Genomic DNA, 17,681 nt, shown 5'->3' with positions numbered 1-17,681 from the left:
ACTTGGAATAAAAAGAACCGGGTAAAATTGCCTCAAATTTTATTCAGAACAATTAATCGTAACATTCATAGAAGACGATTTAGTTGACTATTAATGACAAAATGTCGACATAAACCATCAGAAATTCATTTAAAATGAAAATTGCATTTATAGGAACATATCCACCACGGGAATGCGGAATTGGGACCTTTACTCAAAACCTGGCCCTTGCTATGACATTAAAAGAACATCATGGGGAAAAAAATCATAAGCGCCTTGTAATTGCCATTAATGACTATGATGAAACCCATGTTTATCCACCGGAAGTAAAATTAACTATTGGTCAGGAGCAACAAACCGATTATTTAAAAGCGGCAAACTTTATAAATTCCAACGGGGTTGATGTCTGCATCCTTGAACATGAATTTGGAATTTTTGGTGGTAATGGAGGGGTTTATATCCTACCTCTATTACACCACGTTAAAATACCTATTATCGTAACTCTTCATACAATTCTGGAAGTTCCTTCTTATACGGAAAAGGCTATTTTAAAGGAGATCTGCAAAATGGCTGATAAAGTTGTTGTGATGAGCCAAATGGCCATTAGTTTTTTAACCTCCATTTACGATGTTCCCAAGGATAAAATTGCTTTTATAGAACATGGGGTGCCCAATATTGAGTTTGATAAGAAGCAGTCCAAAAAGGAATTAAAACTGAAAAAGAAAAAAGTATTAATGACTTTCGGTTTTATTGGAAGAAATAAGGGTATTGAAACAGTTATAAAAGCTTTACCTCAAATTATAAAATCTCACCCGGAAGTGTTATATATGGTTCTGGGAAAGACTCACCCAAACGTCTTGCGGAATTCAGGCGAGGAATACCGGAACTATCTTCAGTTACTGATAAAAAATTTAAAGCTTCAGGATCATATAATTTTGTTGAATGAATTTATTGATGAAACGGAATTGTTTCGATATCTCTCTGCCTGTGATATTTACATCACCCCTTATCTCAATGAAGCCCAAATCACCAGTGGAACTCTTTCGTATGCTATGGGATCAGGTTGCGCCGTGGTTTCCACACCCTATTGGCATGCAGCCGAATTACTTCAGGATGGAAAGGGCTGTCTTTTTAATTTTAATGATCCGGATGATCTTGCCTCTACACTTAATACATTACTGGATAAGCCGGAGAAACTCCATGCGATCCAAGAGAAGGCCTATAGGTACGGGAAAGAAATTAAGTGGCCCAAAATAGGGGAAAAATATTTGCACCTTGCTACCACTATTCTAAAATCGCCAAAAAAAGAAATCTCAAAGAAAGAAGGAACAATCATAGATCCTTTAATTCTTCCGCCATTTTCACTCGCACATATCAAAAGATTAACCGATGATACGGGCATAATCCAACATGCTAAATTCGGAATACCTAATCTTAAGGAAGGTTATTGTCTGGACGATAACGCTCGAGCCTTACTGATGTCATTGATGACATTTAATCAGAAAAAAAATCCATTAGCATTGAGGTTAATGCCCATATACCTTAGTTATATTCATTATATGCAAAATGAAGATGGTAGCTTTAGAAATTTTCTAAGCTTTAATCGTAATTTTCTGGATAAAATGGGTTCTGAAGATTCCTTTGGAAGGACCATCTGGGCCCTGGGTTATTTAATGGGGAATGCGCCTAATGACGCCTATTATCAAAATGGGAAACTGGTGTTTTTCAACGCTGTTCCAATTTTTGACAAGCTAAAATCTATTAGAAGTATTGCCAATACGATCATCGGGATATGCTATTATTTAAAAAGCAATCCCTCCGATGAGGATATGATCATTCGTTTAAAGGGCCTATGTTCAAAATTGATTTTGCAGTTTGAAAAGAATAGTTCTAAAGAATGGCCCTGGTTTGAGAATTTATTGGCCTATGATAATGCCATTCTACCCTTATCCTTGCTGCACGCCGCTCAGGTTTTAAATGATGACGCTATTCAATCGGTCGGCATAAAAACCATGAATTTCCTTACCCAGCAAACTTTCAAGAATGGATATCTTTCAATAATAGGTAATAAAAACTGGTATGTAAAAGGAAAAGAAAGATCCCTGTTCGCCCAGCAACCGGTAGATGCTCTGGCTATGGTTTTATTGTATTACCAGGGATATTTAGTTACCAAAGATAAAGAGTTTTTAAATAAATTATTCCTGTCATTTATGTGGTTTTTAGGCGAAAACGATTTACGAATGAGCCTTTATGATTTTGATACAAAGGGTTGTTGCGATGGACTGGAAAATTATGGGGTTAACAGAAATCAGGGGGCGGAGAGCTCCTTGGCTTATTTAATCTCTCATCTTACGGTGTTACAAGCATACCAGGAACTATACCAATCCAAAGAATCGAAGCCTACACAAGATTCGGATCTAAAGGGGAATAAGCCATGAGGATCGCCATTTTATCATCCATAGCCTGGCGTACACCCCCCGAAAAATACGGACCCTGGGAACAGGTGGCTTCCAATCTTACCGAAGGATTAGTGGATAAGGGCCACAAGGTTAGTCTTTTTGCAACCGGCAATTCCCTGACTAAAGCTGAATTGAATTGGGTTTGTAAGTTGCCTTATGAAGAAGATAAGGAAAACGACCCTAAGGTATTGGAGTGCCTACATATTAGTCATTTGATGGAACAAGCTCAGCGTTTTGATATTATTCATAATCATTTCGATTTTCTGCCTCTGAGCTATTCAGGTCTTATTAAGACACCCATGATAACTACAATTCACGGATTTTCCTCTCCTAAGATTTTGCCGGTTTATAAAAAGTACAATAAAACGGCTGCTTATGTTTCAATTTCTGATTCCGATAGAAATAAAGATCTGGATTACCTGGCAACGATTTATCATGGCCTTGATCCGGAAAAATTCACTTTTAAAAAGGAAAAAGAGGATTATTTACTTTTCCTGGGCAGAATTCACCCGCATAAAGGAACTCATGCGGCTATTGAAATTGCAAAAAAATCAGGTTTTGCGCTAAAAATAGCCGGACTTATCCAGGATGAAGCCTATTTTAATTCCGAAATAAAACCTTTTATAGATAATAAAAATGTACAGTATTTAGGGAATGTCGGACCAGAAGTTCGGGACAAATTACTGGGAGGCGCGAAGGCCTTGCTTCATCCCATATTTTTTCAAGAGCCCTTTGGGTTGAGTGTCCTGGAGGCCATGTTTTGCGGTACCCCGGTGATCGCTTTTAAAAGGGGGAGCATGCCAGAACTTATTGTACCTGGAAAAACCGGATTTTTACCCAATACTATTTCCGAGGCTGTTCTAGCTGTAAAAGCTTTAGCCAGACTGGACCCCAGTATTTGTAGAGCTCATGCCGTAAAATACTTCAGCCTGGATACCATGGTGAGCGCTTATATCAAAGCCTATCATACAGTAATAGGCCAGAATAATAAAAGTTAACTGAGAAAAACTATCTTCGTTTTAAGGCCCTAAATAACTCCTCCAGCTTCACTACGGCATATGTGGAAGAATAATCTGAAACGGCATATGGCAAAATAAGACTGTTGTTATGAATTAAAGCTCCGCAGGAATATACTACATTAGGGACATAACCTTCCCTTTCGTGTTCTAGTGGTGTAATTAAAGGTTCAGCCAGCCTGCCTATTTCCTTTGTAGGATCCTCCAGGTCAAAAAGGGAAGCTCCGATACAATAGCGTCGCATTGGGCCCACGCCATGGGTGATAATTAACCAACCCTCGGTAGTATACAATGGTGAACCACAGTTGCCAATTTGCGTGAATTCCCAGGGGTATCTTGGTTTTTGAAGAAGGATAGGATTTTTCCATAAGGTGTTTCTATCAGAAAACATGATGTAATTATTTACGCCATCAATTCTGGCCAACATAGCATATTTACCTTTTATCTTTGTTGGGAAAAGCGCTAAATTCTTGTTTTGTGCGCCTGCACCGTGTAAGGGCATTATACGGAAGGTATAAAAATCATCCGTAGAAAGAAGCTTTGGCAGGATGGTATGCCCGTTATATGCCGTGTAGGTAGCATAAATTTTTATTTCTCCATCGTCATCAATAAACCTTACAAAACGTGCGTCTTCTATCCCTCTACTTTCTGATTCTGAAATTGGAAAAATTACACGGGCAGAAATATCAGCATCGTGTTTAAATTGGACATCATAAAAAGAGTCGACCAGCCAGGTCATTTCTTCGAGCGCCATTCTTCGCTCTGAAATCATATTAGTATCCTTTAATATTTCGCTAACCTCACGTTTCAGGGCGTAGTACTCAAACCTCTCGGGCAGCCTGTCCATAATTGCCCTTGAGAATTTGGTAGGAATATCCATTTGCTCAAGCCGCTCTATAAACCGCTTTTTATCATATAATTTTTTGTGAGAAATCTCTGCTTTATCTATATGATTGCCGATTTTCATTAACTGTAAATCATTATTCTTATCGAGAATAGCTCTTCTAAATACCAGCGAAGAAATATGTCCCTCTCCGGTGGCTCTAAATGAAATAATCACTCTTTTTTCTCCTTCTTCCAAATAGGTCTGATCAAAATCCTCTATCATAGAAGGATTAAAAAAAGCAGCGGACTCAAGAGAAAATTCCATCGTACAATAAGAACCAATAAGTAATTTACGATCTTCAGAAAGTTGCGAATAGTTCAACTGCATGCCTTCTATGATGCTGCGAATTTTTGAACAATGCTTGATAAATACCTGGGAAATATTACGATGCCGTCTGGAAAATTCTCTTAAAGTCTGTTCTAAGGTTTGAGCTACCTGAAAATCACTCATGGCCATAATACGGGTAACCAGGTCTTGAGTTCTCTGATCACCATTCATAAAAAATCTCACCAAAACCCTACTGGAGTCTGGCATAAACCTGATGTCCTTTCGTTCTACAGAAACCCTCATAGCGCAAATTTTATAAAATGGGAACTCCTTTAAAGATAGCGTATAAGAAAAGAATAAAAGGATTTTTAAATCTTTATTTCTTTTTTGATAAAAGATGGTAACCCAGAAGTACTATTAAATTTTTTAATCGCCTGAATTGGAATTTCTTTGACGTCCTTTGATTTCCTCAATATGAATGCGGTATACTATAGGGGTTTTAAGATCATTGGTTTTACTGGAGAAATTGTGAATAAAATCCGGGAATATTTTTTCTTTATTTTCTATCACCCGCTTTACACCCTGAGAAAATAAATGCAACATATATTTAGCATCGATTCTTTCCATTTCTTCGAACCGGCCATACATTAAAACTGATTTCCAATTTTCTAGGTTTGTAATCTCATCTACCTGAAAGCATACCAAAGAATTTTTTCTCATGGCATCTATTTTACTTCCCGGCCCCGAATAGCTCAAAATACTTTTAAGGTCAGGATCATAATAATAGGTGATTGGAACGATTTGGGACCTTTCTTTGGAGATATACCCAAGTCGGCCAATGTAATTCTCAGCAAGGAGCTGCATACTTTCATTTAAGGTCAAGGCTTTCATTGAAGTACTGTTTAAAAGGTTGGTTATTAAATGATCTAAGAATTTATAATTCCATAGGCAGGTGTAATTTACATCTCAATCTTTAGAAAAAATATGACAAGAATCATTAAAATTTAATTTGCTGATTAATGAGGTCTTTTATTTTGTTAAGTCTTTGGTAATGAAGTGGAACTAAGTCTTTTTAAAATACCTCTTCAATTTTATATACTGTATCTTTGTGGTATTAATATAAAGCTATTAACAACAATGAAACAGCTAATTAGATACAGCATTTTTTCCGTTTTAACATTAGCTTTTCTAAGCTCTTGTGAAGAATCCAGGGAAAGAGCAACTAAAAAATTTAATGAGTTTAGCCAACAGGCGGACGATATCAACAGCGAGATAGATAAAGGTCTTGAAAAGGTAGAATCTTTAGATTCCGTTGTACGATCAGGAACCCAACAGATTAAGGAATATGATTCCATAATTAAGAATAGCTCTTCCAAAATAGATTCTATCGCAAAGCAGAAAACAAAAGCCTGGGAAGAATTGACCAGTTTTTAACCTGTTTTCACTAGTGTCCCATTAAAATTGGGACATTTTAAAAATCAAATAAATTTGGCCCATTAAGCCTAGTTCGTTCTTTGTCATTTTGAAATTTAGTTTTGCTAAAGAGTTCTCGAAGATTCGTTTTATCTGTCAAGGATATACTTAATATTTGGAGTACTTCATATGTGCTTCTATCCAGTTTCATATCGTGTTGTACGATTGCCACCAGGCAGTAGGTGCATAGAGCGGCATATATCTGGATTCGAACGGCATTCTGGGTAGTACCCCAGAACTTCTTGATTTTAAGGTGCTGCTTTAGCCATTTGAAGAACAGTTCCACCTGCTAGCGGTTCTTATAAAGTTCTGCAACCTGCAGCGCTGAGATGTGGGTGGCATTTGTCAAGAAGACAAATTCACGTTTTTGTTCCTCATCCCAGTATCTAACCATGCGAAGCGATCCTGGATAGTACTTTTTCGGATAAAAGCCTATTAAATCAATTGTCACATCAGAAAGTACATTCCTGGGTAACCTGCGTTTCCATTTGATGGTTTTGTATTGAAGGTTTTTCTTTGCCCTGACAACGAAGTAGGCTCCTATCTGATGAATCTTGTACAACATCTTAAAGCTATTGTAAGCTCGGTCAAATATATAGAAAGAGTCTGGCTCATAAGGGATCTCTTTCATAGCCTTTGAATCGTGCACAGAAGCTTCTGTAATATGAAAAAATGTCGGAATCTGTGTTTCTATATCGTACAATGTATGCACTTTGATACCGCCTTTTTTCTTACGGAACTTTGCCCACCAAAATACGGAAAGGCATAAGTCAATTGTCGTTGAATCGAAAGCGTAGACGTTACCACCGAGATTAAAAATATTGGTGGTACGCTTCTCTCTTGCTTGATTTACCAAGTAGTAAGCATACTCTTCAAAGATATGATAGTCCCTATCCTGATTGGCTCTTGCCAAAGATGATTTTGAGACATTTTTACCCATCCCTAGATGGTAAGTTTTGGAGTGATGAGCGTCCAGAGCAACAATCAAACCTCTTAAACTTTCACGATTAGAAAGCTGGCCGAACATCAAAGCAAGCAGTTGATTCCAACAGCTAAAATGCTTTACATATTTGTCTCCTTCATATTTGGCGACAATACGATTGAATTTACTTCGATTAAGAAACGAGACCAACTGAGCGAAAACGTATTTATCTTGGAACATATGAATATCAGATACATCTGATACAAAACTATGTCTTTCAAGTCCGTTCGCTTATAAAACCTCTGTAACTAACTATATTTCAAACATTTCAAAGAACTATTTTAAACTTTAATGGGACAGCAATGACCTGTTTTCTAAAAGTATGGTCTTTCTTTTTTCCAAAATGTTGCTTTAAAAAAGTATGTCATGTATTCTAGAGGATAAAATCTCAAAAAAATATTCTTCATAATTTCAGGGATTATCTTTATGTCTTTAATTTAATAACATGTTTAATTACAGTTATTTAGTGGTATATTTATGTTGTTGTCTTAACATTTCAATCCTTGATTATAAAGAGGAAAATAATACTATTGCTTTTCTTTTCGGTGTTTTTCCGTCCATTGAGCTATGGGCAGATCTTTGATTCTGCTAAAGTTGACCCCTACCAGAAAGTATTTGTAGAAACCGATAATTTTGGGTTTTCATATTTAGAAGAGCTGGAAGCTTCGCTTAGTAAAATTCAGGCTGATACCCTTAAGTTTGAGGTATTAAACGATCTGGCTTATTATTGGCACACCAGAAATCTAAATACTGCACTAAAATTCACTGAAAATGGATTGAAGCTTTCTTCCAAAAAAAGTAACCCACTTTGGAACGGGAGATTTCAGGTTACCCAGGCCGCTATTTTGTTGCGGCAGGAAAAACTAGATGCTGCCGAAGAAATCCTTATTGAAGCTAAAGCAAAAGTTGAAGAAAGTGATCTGGCCTTTCTCAATACCCAGCTGGGCTACGTATATGAACGCCGAGGGCAATTAGGGAGAGCTGCCGATTTTGCCCTCGAATCTTTACGTTTAGGAGAAAAGTTGAATGATAAAAAAGCAATCGGGCTTGCCTATAGTGATCTCAGTAATTTGTTCTGGAAACAGGAAAAGTACAAGGAAGGTCTGGAGTATGGCTTAAAAGCCCTTTCTTTTTTTGAAGAACGTAATGTAGTTGATCTTGATTATGATTTTACACTTTATGTAGTTGGTAATAATTACTTAAGCCTTAAACAATATAAGAAGGCTATGGAATACTATAGGCGTTCCATAGACATTGGGGAACGCTATGGTTTTTATAATAATTTAAGCGATGTCTATATTTCTCTGGTAGAGCTTTATGCCTTTTTAAATCAATTTGAAAGGGCTGAGGCAGCTGGTGAAAATGCCATAAAATATGCCTATCTTTTAGATAATGCTTTTATGCTAATGCGTTCCTATCTTTCTGTTGGTGAATTACAGATCCAGACCAACAACTATCCTGCCGCCATAGAAAACATTCAAAAATCTATTGAAGTAGCTACTCCGAATTTTGGCGATGGTTTTTTTCTCAGTAAAGCCTATAAAAGCCTGGGAAGAGCTTATGCTCAAAATGAGCAGTATAAAGAAGCTTATGCGGCCTTTGCTAAATTTGACTCCCTGAATAGTATTGTTTTTACAGCAGAAGCAGATCAAAGAATCGCTCAGCTTCAAACTGAATTTGAAGTAGCACAAAAGGAGAATACTATTCAACTTCAGGAAACAAAACTGCTGCAACAACGAACAAGTCAAAATCTTACCAGTCTTATCGCCGGCTTATTATTTCTGATGTTACTGGTTTTATTTGTCAGTTTTAGCAATAACAGAAAGAAAAATAGACTTTTACGAAAACAAAATGTAGAAAAGGGATTTCTGCTCAAAGAAATTCACCATAGAGTTAAAAACAATCTCGAGGTAGTTTCCAGTCTTTTGGCCCTGCAAACCGCACAAATTAAAGATCCCAATATTGTGAGTGCTATGAAGGAAAGCCAAAACAGGGTGTATTCTATGAGCATAATTCATCAGCGCTTATATCAAAACAATCATCTTTCCTCCATCGAGATGAAGGATTATTTCGTGAATCTTGGCAGCCATGTTCTGGATTCTTTTGGTCAAGAGAAACATATTAATATAAATTATAAAATGTCGGAGTTGCACCTAGATGTAGACACTGCAGTCCCACTGGGGTTGATAGTCAATGAATTATTAACAAATAGTCTTAAATACGCTTTTCCTAATAAATACAAGGGAGAAATTACTATAGTTTTAGATAAAAAATCGCCTCACGAAATTCAACTTTTAGTTAAAGATAATGGGATTGGTCAAACACAAGATGAACCCGTTAAAGGAACGGGCTTTGGGAAAAAACTAATCGATCTGCTTACCAAGCAATTAGATGGGACCATGAAGGTGATTTATACTTCCGGTACTCAATATTTATTTAATTTTAAGGTACACAGACTTCCTTGATTTTAAGTAAATATAGGTGCTTAATACGATTTGTTCATCGCCATTCATTTATTGATTTCCCATGGCATCATACAACTTTTTAGTATCCACATACTGTTGAAAGGCACTAACTTTTCCATTTTTTAAGGTCCAAAGGTGCGCCGCCTGTGCATTATAAGTTTTGCCGGTTTCTTTGACTTTAGCATTATAGCGTAGGGTAGCTAATACCTTATTGTTGCTCATTTCATGGAGCTCAATATATTCAAGTTTGAAATATTCGTGATCTGCTCCTATACGTGAGAAAACACCATTAAGGACAGCATCCGGGCCCGTATATGGATTGCCGTCAGCGTAACGATTTCCTTCGGCTTCATTCCAGAGAATGTTTGCATCCATTGCGCCCAGAACCGCGGGAATATCGCCGGCAGAAAAGGCCTTATAGAGACCGTCAATTATGGTTGTATTTTTATTTGAACTTTGCGGTTTCAGCTCCACCCGAATGAGCCGTATAGGTTTTGTCTTGCTCAGGTTCACAACAGCATGCGGTGCTTCCGGTTCCTTTTGCATGGTTAGCGGAAGGCTTAAGGGTTCGGGCAGTTTCCGGGTGTCAAAAATTACTTTGCCTTCACTGTCATAATCAATAAAATCTCCAGCTTCCTGTATATATAAAACACTCGGCCATTTGTGGTAGTGAAGTGGTTCTTTTTCATCAGGAGCCAGGGAAACTTCGAGTACCCGGACCTGGTCATTTTCCATTAAAATTTTATGATTCTTTGGAGCAGCTCTAACGGCATCCAGTTCTGCAGGCCAGGTAGCAGGATCACCTGTTTTATAATCTATTTTTTGATGTGCCTTGTTTTCCTGTCCGAAAACGGCTACTGTTGCTATTAGGAAGACTAGTAAAACGAGATAATTTTTAATTGTTTTCATGTTGGTTTTTTTAAAATTTTATTCAGGTTTATGCACCTCCAGTTCTATTTCAATCAAAAGTTCCGGTAAGGCCAATTCCTTTACACCAAGCCAGGAGCCGGTAGGGAAGTGGTTTTTATAAATTTCAGTTCTGTAACCCGCCACTTCAAGAAACCCTGGCATGTTGGTGGTAAACACATCTTCCTTGACCACATCATCAAAAGTGCAGTTGAAGTGTTTCAGTATTTTTTCAAGATCACAATAGCAGTTTTTCATTTGTTGTTCAAAATCACCTACGGCAGTCGGATTGCCTTGATCGTCCATGCTTACGGCACCGGAAATTTTTATACTGTTGCCAATTTTTACGGCATGGGAATAGCCATATGTTTCTTCGACTTCCGGGCGAAGTTTAAAATATTCAGGTTTTTGGTTTAACTTTTTCATAATTAAAAATTTCATTAAATAATCTATTCTTTCATTTCTACTGAAAAGCCGAATCAGCTTGTGAATATTCAGGTTAATCAAAAGCGGCGCGGTTCTTTAAAGTTGATGAAGTGTTTTCAGTTTTGAAATGGTCTTGTCGCTACTTCTTCTAATTATTATCTCACTTTTCTTATAAGCGTAGCCATGTATTTATATTTCAAATCTCTTGAGCTTAAACCTTCCTGGATTTTTTGTAGTAGGTCCTCAGACATAGATGGTCCGGGCTGAGTCCATCCTTTAAATAACTGGTGGTAATCTCTATACATATCCACGGTAATATGTGAGGCGTAAACATCACTTCCAACCGGTAGCATATATCGCATCAAACTCCAGTTTTCCATTTTTCCCTCCTCAATTTCTTTCTGATGTATAGGCTGGAAAATTTCTGTTTCAAATCTTTCGTATTTTTCAGAATCTCCACCTGTTGCTTTCATTAAATTAATTCCGGCAATAGTCCCTAAGGGCATTTCAAAATCGTCTTCAGTGACAGCTATTTGTTCAAGATATACCCTTACCTCCAGGGCTCTTGATTTTGCAGTATTATAAAATTTTGCAATGCGATCTTCTTCGGACATGACCGGGTAAGCTGCTTCTAAAGCTGCCTGAAAATTCCCTGTACCACTCATCATTTTTACGGGATCATTGTATAGGCTTACCGTAAGGTATTGGTATCCCTGATTTTCTCCTCCAGGTTGTAAACTCCATAGGTCCCATCCCAAAATATCTCCATTTTCAACCCGTTGCTTGTGAATTCCTTCCCAGAATAATTCCGTTTCCATATAGGCCTGTTCCAGTTCATTATCCACTTTCATAAACTCAAAAATTAAATAAAGTTTATCCTGAGCAATACTAGGATAGCCAATCAGAAAGAGTAGGCTTAGCATTAATAATTTTTTCATAAGTGAGGATTTTTAAATTAGTTTTTTTAGCTTGAATAGTTGTGTAATGTTTCTTTTACGGGCCGGAATTGAATACCCAGATCAGTTTTTGCCAGATCGTTTTTATAGACGATTTTCGCTTTTTCTTTGGGTTCCTTTTTATTTAGCATCAGGTGAATATCCCACACTTTATAGGTCTCACTAGTTAAGAGGTAGTCTTTTCCATGCAAACCTTTTCTTGTGGCGGCACTGTAAGTTGCATGTGCCACATCTTCCACATCTACAACCGCAAAGGGTATGTTGTTGTCATAAATGCTCTGAATAAAATCATCTGGAGCAATTTTATTCTTAATAAGGAATTGTAAGCCGGTGGAGGTAGAATCTTCTCTGGAGGATAAAGATTTACCCATAACCATTACCGGAGAAACCGAACAAATTTCAAAGGGAGGGTCTGGATTATGGTTGATGAATTCTATCACTACCTGGTTGGCCATAAATTTAGCCTGGGCATACGGATGACTTTGTTCACTACTAAACCTGATGTGATTTTCATCAAAAGTATCGTTATAGCTCTTGCCTTCTGCGGGCATTGGGAAATTTGTATTCCAGGCTGCAACGGAAGCGATAAAAATAACTTTTTCAAGCTGTGGATATTGGCTTATGGCTTCAAGGAAATTCTGGGTTCCTTTTATAGTGGGGTCAAAAAGTTCAGTTTGCGGATTTTTCACAGCGAGTTGGAATGGGGTGCCGCTGTGAATTATGATGTCACAATCCTTTATGAACTCCTTTAAAATATCTAAATTCTCTAATCTAAATCCCCGTATATTGAGGTTTTCTGAATTTTTAAGATCAAAAAGGTGCTGATACTTTTCACTTTTATTGATATCAGTAACCGAGACTTTTACCTGGAAGCCTTCTTTCAAAAATTTTCTGGTGATGTAGCTCCCAATAAAGCCTGAACCTCCTATTATTCCAACCGTCTTCATCATTTCATCAAATTTTGAATTATATATCTTTTTAAGAGCAACTTAATTCCCTATGTTTTTTTCCGATAAATCTTATTCCTCTGTCTGGAGCTGCTGGATGTCCAATAATATTTTTGAAACATCCCAGTAACCGGCTTCCCTCACTATTTTTCCGTTTACAAATTCAGCGGTAATATGGGTGGGAATTTTATATACTTTATTATTAGCTTTAAAAGTACCCTGCCAAAGGCCCCAAAAGTTCACCCAGGTTTCTCCTTTATCGGTTACTACCATTTCGTATTCGGATTCAGTATCTACAAACTTCCAGTTTGAAAACTGGATTGCATCTTCTTTGGTTTGGGCTAAGAACTGCGAGAGGTTTTGTGCATGTTTTTCCTCCACGTTGTTCATTATTTTAGCCGTATCAGCATAATGTAAAGCCATGGATTCCCAATCCCTTTCCTCATAAGCTTCCAGAACTTTCTTATAAGTGTCTATTTCTGCTGATTGCTGTGTATAGCGTTTCTCCTGTGGATTAAAGGCTATGAATATGATTGTTGCAAGAGCAAATGATACTAAGTTTTTCATGATTCGTGTTTTTTAGTTATTCTAAGAAATGGACGATTTTACCATCTTTTAAAGACCAATAATGTTTAAACTGGGTAGAGATAAATTCACATTCTGTGAGTTTGCGACCATTTACTGTTCCGCTTACCATTACCTTATTCTTCTGAGGTATTTGAAATTTGAGGATTTTAAACAATATGCTTTCCCATTCATTTTCCATTATTGAACTAAGGGAAATGTTGTACCTGCCTTTGATTCTTTTTTCGCTTTTTACTTCATCCCAATTTATTCCGTTTGCTATTGCTGAAATCTCATTTGAAGTTGCCTTGTTATTTTGTAAAACTTCATATACCTGTTTAACAACAATTTCATTGTTTTGTCCCTGCAAGTAGTTTGACCAAAGCAATACAGTTAGCAAAGAGAAAAAATATAGCGGTAATGTTTTCATCGTTCAATCTTTAAAGTCAGTAATTGCGGAGTAAGCTAAATCGGGACGCATACGGCCTGTTTTAGTTTCGTATTTATGAACGTACTGCATCATTTCATCAAATACCTTTTCACCTTCTTCACCAAGAAGTTCATCTGTTTCTGCAGAAGTTTTTGCGTAAGATTGCGCATCTTTTGCTGAAATTACCGCGAGATAATAATCGCCATTACTTCCAAACCCACTGCGGTAGATTCTATAATGTTGTTTAGCACCTTTGGTTTCATATAAGGATTTGATTTCTTTCATCTTATCTCTAAGCTTGGCCACATTTTTTGGTGCCACGTGAAAAAAGTGCCATTTTCGGTAATCCTCCCCCACGGTATTCGTGGTAAGCCCGTTAGGCATATAAGAGAGTTCGTCTATTAAATACACCATATAATCACGGTGGGTATCATAACATTCATTAAAACGATCAAATATGGCTCTGAAGTTTTCTTCTCCCATTTTTTCAACCAATGGTGCCATAGGGTTTTTATCAAAATCGGCCATATTATCAATGGGTGATATACTTAAATATTTTCCATCATCAATACTTGCCGTAGCCCAGTCTGCATCTTTAAGATTATGCTCTTTGCAGGCAGCAATAAAATCTTTGGTAACGGCTTCATACTCTTTTTGCATAGCAGGTTTTACCTGGTCTTCGTGTACCCAAAAGGCTTGATTAGTATTTTGAGAAAAGAGGTTGGTGGTTTGCAATGCTACAATTGCAAAAAGCAAGACATTAAATTTTACAGTTTTCATAATTTCCTGGTTTTAAATAATTATAAGACAATTTACTTTTGGAAATAACTGAAAACAAATGGTTTAGGATGAACAGACTGAAATACTGTCCTAATGGACATTATTTTTATCAAAGGCTTAAATGGTTTGCAGCCTTTTTAGAAGCTCGGGTCGCAAACCTTTAGACATGGGAATTGCTTTTTTAGCAATTACCACGTGTGTCCCAGCTATCTCGTCTATTTTGGAAAGGTTAATTATATAAGACCTATGGATTCTGAAAAAATGTCTTTGAGGCAGTTTTCTGTCCATATCTTTAAGTGTGGTTACCATTAAATATTCTTTTTCGTTAGAAAATATTCTGCAGTAGTTGCGATCGGCCTCTATATAACGTATGGCCTTAATATCAACCTTGACCATCGTTTCCTGATGCCGTATAAATAAACATTCTTTTAAAACGAAAGTAGAGTTTTGAAATTTCGATCCATTTGCAGCAGTGGTAATATTACATTTTAACTGATTAATGGTTAGCTCAATGCTTCTTTGTAAATCCAACCTCTTAAATGGTTTTGAAATAAAAGCATAAGGATGTGTCTCCTTAGCCCTGTTGAAATTGGCTTCGTCGGCATTTGCAGTAAGATAAATAATGGCCAGATTACTATGGAATTTCTGCATTTTCTGAGCAGTTTCAATCCCATCGAGTTCTCCTTTAAGTTGGATATCGATTAATACGATATCCGGAGGATTACTCTTTACATGATTCAAGGCATCATCACCCCTGGGAATTATGCCTGAAACTTCGTAGCCCATTTCGCTAAGTTGCAGGGAAATGTTTGCAGCAATAATCATTTCATCCTCGACTATTAATATATGGATTGGATGGATCATTTAGCACAGGTGGTTTACAATATTCAAAACAATAGTATGAGCCTATATATCTCATTTGGATAATAGCATACTATAGGTTAAGAAAATCGGGAGGGCATTATAAAATTTAGGGGGTGGGTACAATCTCTTTCAAAAACACTTGATAATGAAAGATTTCAAGATTCTAATTTAATAAAAAATTCGGTAAAATTGAGGATTATCTTTTAAGAACTGGTCTCCAGGAAACAATACTTACCAAGACTAAGTTTAAAAGCTTCTATTTTAGAATTTCTCTGGTTAAATTTTTTTATCTGAATAACTTGTAATAGTAAATGGATTCGGGATTATCAATAGATATCATCTCATAAATATCCTGTAAGGCTTTTAAAATAAAATTAAGCAATCTATATTGCCAACCTATCTAAAAGTAACGATTATGGAAGCCATTAAAATACTTAAATATATTAAGGATGTGTTAGAACATATGCCATCTGACTGGTTGAAGCTTACAACCCATAGACTGGATATTTATAATGAAAAATTGGCGAAAACGGAATTCTTAACAAAATTCGAAAACTTATACGCAGCAAATAATTCCAAGCCTTCCGCACTTCGTGAATTACCCACAGCTTTTGATTATATCCGTTTGGGTCATCCACTATCTTCTGTACTGGAATGGGGAATTGCTAATTTAAATAATACAAAACCGGAAAATGTAATTAGTTTTTCATCAAGGTCGCTTCCTGTTTTAGCGGTTCTGCGAAAAAACTTATTCAGTAAAAAGAAAACCCGGATCATGTATACCGGACAACTACCCAAATTTCTTAAAGTTGATGTCCTAAAACAGGTTTACGGATATAATCTCGAATTAAAACAGGTAGAGGACATAACCAAGGTTGCTGATTTTGATGGCAGTACAATTTTTATAGCACAACAAGATGAATTAAGCAAGCTCACCTTTAGTCCAAATATTGATTTTTATATCAGCTTTCAAGGTGATCTTGGGAGCGTTTTAGTGATCAATGGGCAAAAAAATGAAAGTTACATCTCGGAAATTCAACATGTGAGAAGGAGGGAGACCATCGCGATGACACCCGCCGATTGTTTTTCTTTATTGCAGAGGCTTACGGGAAAGTCTTCTTCTGCCAATAAAACCAATACAGAAACCGACAAAGAAAGTGCAGAAGATTCGATTAAAAAGATAACAGGAACAGCTACAAAACCCCTTATTGGATCCTGTGGTTTGTCTATTCAATATGCGATTATGATGGGGCTCATTGATGATGCCCTGGTAAAGCATAAAGGGAAAGCCATTAAAATAGTTGTGCCTCCGAACTGCTATGGTGGAACAAATGACCAGGCAAGACGTGTGGCTGCGTGCCTGGAAAATGTTGAAGTAGTAGATTTACCCGTGGATGGTGTCAATGATATGGTTAAAAGTACAGATTTGGTTTTGGATCAAGTTGCTAAACAGGATGCAGTGCCTTACATCATCGCGGAAATACCAACCAACCCCAGAGTTGAGGTTCCTGATCTGGACAAATTGAGAGAGGTTTTAAATAAAACGCGCAAAACTGCTAATGGGGAAGCCGCTATCAGTCCAGTTTTTATTTTAGATCAAACATTTTGTCCTAATGTACAGTTTTTAAGAGAAGACGGGATATTATCCAATATCAGGACCATTTCATATGTTAGTGGTTCCAAATTTCCTAGTGGAGGGAAATGTACCGCAGGCTATTGTGTAGCCAATAAAAAGGCGGAAGCTTTAATGGATAAAATTGAAAAACATCTGGTACTGTGCGATAACCAAGCCACGGATCTCCAGGTTGCCATATTAGCCGAGCAATTACCATCAATGAATCAAAGGATCCAAGAGGCTTATAAAAATACACGTGAATTCGTAAGCTTTATCGAAGAGACTTTACCTGCGGCCAAAATCAATTTTGTTTCTGAGGAATTGGCACAGGAAGGATTTACCCCCTCCGTATTTTCTTTAGATCTTCCAACCAAAGGGAATACAGATCAGGAAAGAGAGGTATATAAGCGTGCATTAAATCAAAAACTGATTGAAATGATGATCAGTGAAATACCAAATGAAAGTAAATACTGTGTAAGCTATGGACAATTAAAGGGTTGCTACTGGACCATACCGGCAACCTCTACCCAGGGCACAACCAAAGAGGACGATAAGGATTATATTGCGCGGGTATCAGTATCTCCAAATTTAGACCTGGCATTACATAAAAAAGTCTTTGCAGATTTTGTGAAACAAATCTAACTTTAGGAAATTGGTTTAGGAATT

The 17,681-nt window shown here is 37.0% G+C and carries 15 protein-coding genes and 1 pseudogene; 5 read left to right on the top strand and 11 right to left on the bottom strand.

The features are described from left to right. The first annotated feature begins 134 nt into the window (after positions 1 to 134). Positions 135 to 2,417 carry a glycosyltransferase family 4 protein gene (locus DET49_RS11795; protein ID WP_133548306.1) on the top strand — a complete coding sequence of 761 codons (2,283 nt, stop codon included), beginning with the start codon at positions 135 to 137 and terminating at the stop codon, positions 2,415 to 2,417. Further along, positions 2,414 to 3,436, top strand: a complete 1,023-nt coding sequence (locus DET49_RS11790; protein ID WP_133548305.1) for a glycosyltransferase family 4 protein — start codon at positions 2,414 to 2,416, stop codon at positions 3,434 to 3,436. Before DET49_RS11795 ends, DET49_RS11790 begins: the two co-directional genes overlap by 4 nt. A gap of 10 nt (positions 3,437 to 3,446) precedes the next feature. On the opposite strand, the gene DET49_RS11785 is transcribed toward DET49_RS11790, so the two are convergent. Together DET49_RS11785 and DET49_RS11780 are read right to left on the bottom strand one after the other, a co-directional pair. Continuing rightward, positions 3,447 to 4,910 (bottom strand): glycoside hydrolase family 130 protein, encoded by a 1,464-nt coding sequence (locus tag DET49_RS11785; protein WP_133548304.1) that lies wholly within the window; start codon positions 4,908 to 4,910, stop codon positions 3,447 to 3,449. Positions 4,911 to 5,033: 123 nt separating this feature from the next. Beyond that, positions 5,034 to 5,498 (bottom strand): pyridoxamine 5'-phosphate oxidase family protein, encoded by a 465-nt coding sequence (locus tag DET49_RS11780; protein ID WP_133548303.1) that lies wholly within the window; start codon positions 5,496 to 5,498, stop codon positions 5,034 to 5,036. Positions 5,499 to 5,744: 246 nt separating this feature from the next. On the opposite strand from DET49_RS11780, the gene DET49_RS11775 reads away from it, so the two are divergent. Further along, positions 5,745 to 6,041: a hypothetical protein gene (locus tag DET49_RS11775; protein ID WP_133548302.1), complete on the top strand. Its 297-nt coding sequence runs from the start codon at positions 5,745 to 5,747 to the stop codon at positions 6,039 to 6,041. 37 nt (positions 6,042 to 6,078) lie between these two features. Here the strand turns inward: DET49_RS11775 and DET49_RS11770 are convergent. Further along, positions 6,079 to 7,242: pseudogene (locus tag DET49_RS11770) on the bottom strand (IS4 family transposase). A gap of 350 nt (positions 7,243 to 7,592) precedes the next feature. On the opposite strand from DET49_RS11770, the gene DET49_RS11765 reads away from it, so the two are divergent. Next, a complete protein-coding gene (locus tag DET49_RS11765; RefSeq protein WP_243729629.1) occupies positions 7,593 to 9,527 on the top strand; it encodes a sensor histidine kinase in 1,935 nt (644 codons plus the stop codon). 48 nt (positions 9,528 to 9,575) lie between these two features. On the opposite strand, the gene DET49_RS18720 is transcribed toward DET49_RS11765, so the two are convergent. The 8 genes from DET49_RS18720 to DET49_RS11725 form a co-directional block, all read right to left on the bottom strand. Continuing rightward, positions 9,576 to 10,436 carry a nuclear transport factor 2 family protein gene (locus DET49_RS18720; protein ID WP_243729627.1) on the bottom strand — a complete coding sequence of 287 codons (861 nt, stop codon included), beginning with the start codon at positions 10,434 to 10,436 and terminating at the stop codon, positions 9,576 to 9,578. An 18-nt stretch (positions 10,437 to 10,454) separates the two neighbouring features. Continuing rightward, positions 10,455 to 10,859, bottom strand: a complete 405-nt coding sequence (locus DET49_RS11755; protein ID WP_410527961.1) for a RidA family protein — start codon at positions 10,857 to 10,859, stop codon at positions 10,455 to 10,457. Positions 10,860 to 11,014: 155 nt separating this feature from the next. Continuing rightward, complete coding sequence (locus DET49_RS11750) at positions 11,015 to 11,797, bottom strand: hypothetical protein (RefSeq protein ID WP_133548299.1); 783 nt, start codon at positions 11,795 to 11,797, stop codon at positions 11,015 to 11,017. A gap of 26 nt (positions 11,798 to 11,823) precedes the next feature. Beyond that, positions 11,824 to 12,765, bottom strand: coding sequence for an NAD-dependent epimerase/dehydratase family protein (locus DET49_RS11745; RefSeq protein WP_317130318.1), 942 nt, complete (start codon positions 12,763 to 12,765; stop codon positions 11,824 to 11,826). Between the two features lie 69 nt (positions 12,766 to 12,834). Next, entirely contained in the window at positions 12,835 to 13,329 is a 495-nt protein-coding gene (locus DET49_RS11740) for an ester cyclase (protein ID WP_133548298.1), read from the bottom strand. Between the two features lie 16 nt (positions 13,330 to 13,345). Next, positions 13,346 to 13,756 carry a hypothetical protein gene (locus tag DET49_RS11735; RefSeq protein ID WP_133548297.1) on the bottom strand — a complete coding sequence of 137 codons (411 nt, stop codon included), beginning with the start codon at positions 13,754 to 13,756 and terminating at the stop codon, positions 13,346 to 13,348. A 3-nt stretch (positions 13,757 to 13,759) separates the two neighbouring features. Beyond that, complete coding sequence (locus DET49_RS11730; RefSeq protein WP_133548296.1) at positions 13,760 to 14,536, bottom strand: hypothetical protein; 777 nt, start codon at positions 14,534 to 14,536, stop codon at positions 13,760 to 13,762. 117 nt (positions 14,537 to 14,653) lie between these two features. Then, positions 14,654 to 15,400, bottom strand: coding sequence for a LytR/AlgR family response regulator transcription factor (locus DET49_RS11725; RefSeq protein WP_133548295.1), 747 nt, complete (start codon positions 15,398 to 15,400; stop codon positions 14,654 to 14,656). 415 nt (positions 15,401 to 15,815) lie between these two features. Between DET49_RS11725 and DET49_RS11720 the strand changes: the two genes are divergently transcribed. Continuing rightward, positions 15,816 to 17,657 (top strand): PLP-dependent transferase, encoded by a 1,842-nt coding sequence (locus tag DET49_RS11720; protein ID WP_133548294.1) that lies wholly within the window; start codon positions 15,816 to 15,818, stop codon positions 17,655 to 17,657. Positions 17,658 to 17,681: the final 24 nt, after the last annotated feature.

This window comes from Salegentibacter sp. 24, from assembly GCF_004362395.1.
Lineage (GTDB): Bacteria > Bacteroidota > Bacteroidia > Flavobacteriales > Flavobacteriaceae > Salegentibacter.
Note: the sequence above shows the minus strand (reverse complement) of the source record. Positions and strands in the feature narration are given on the sequence as shown.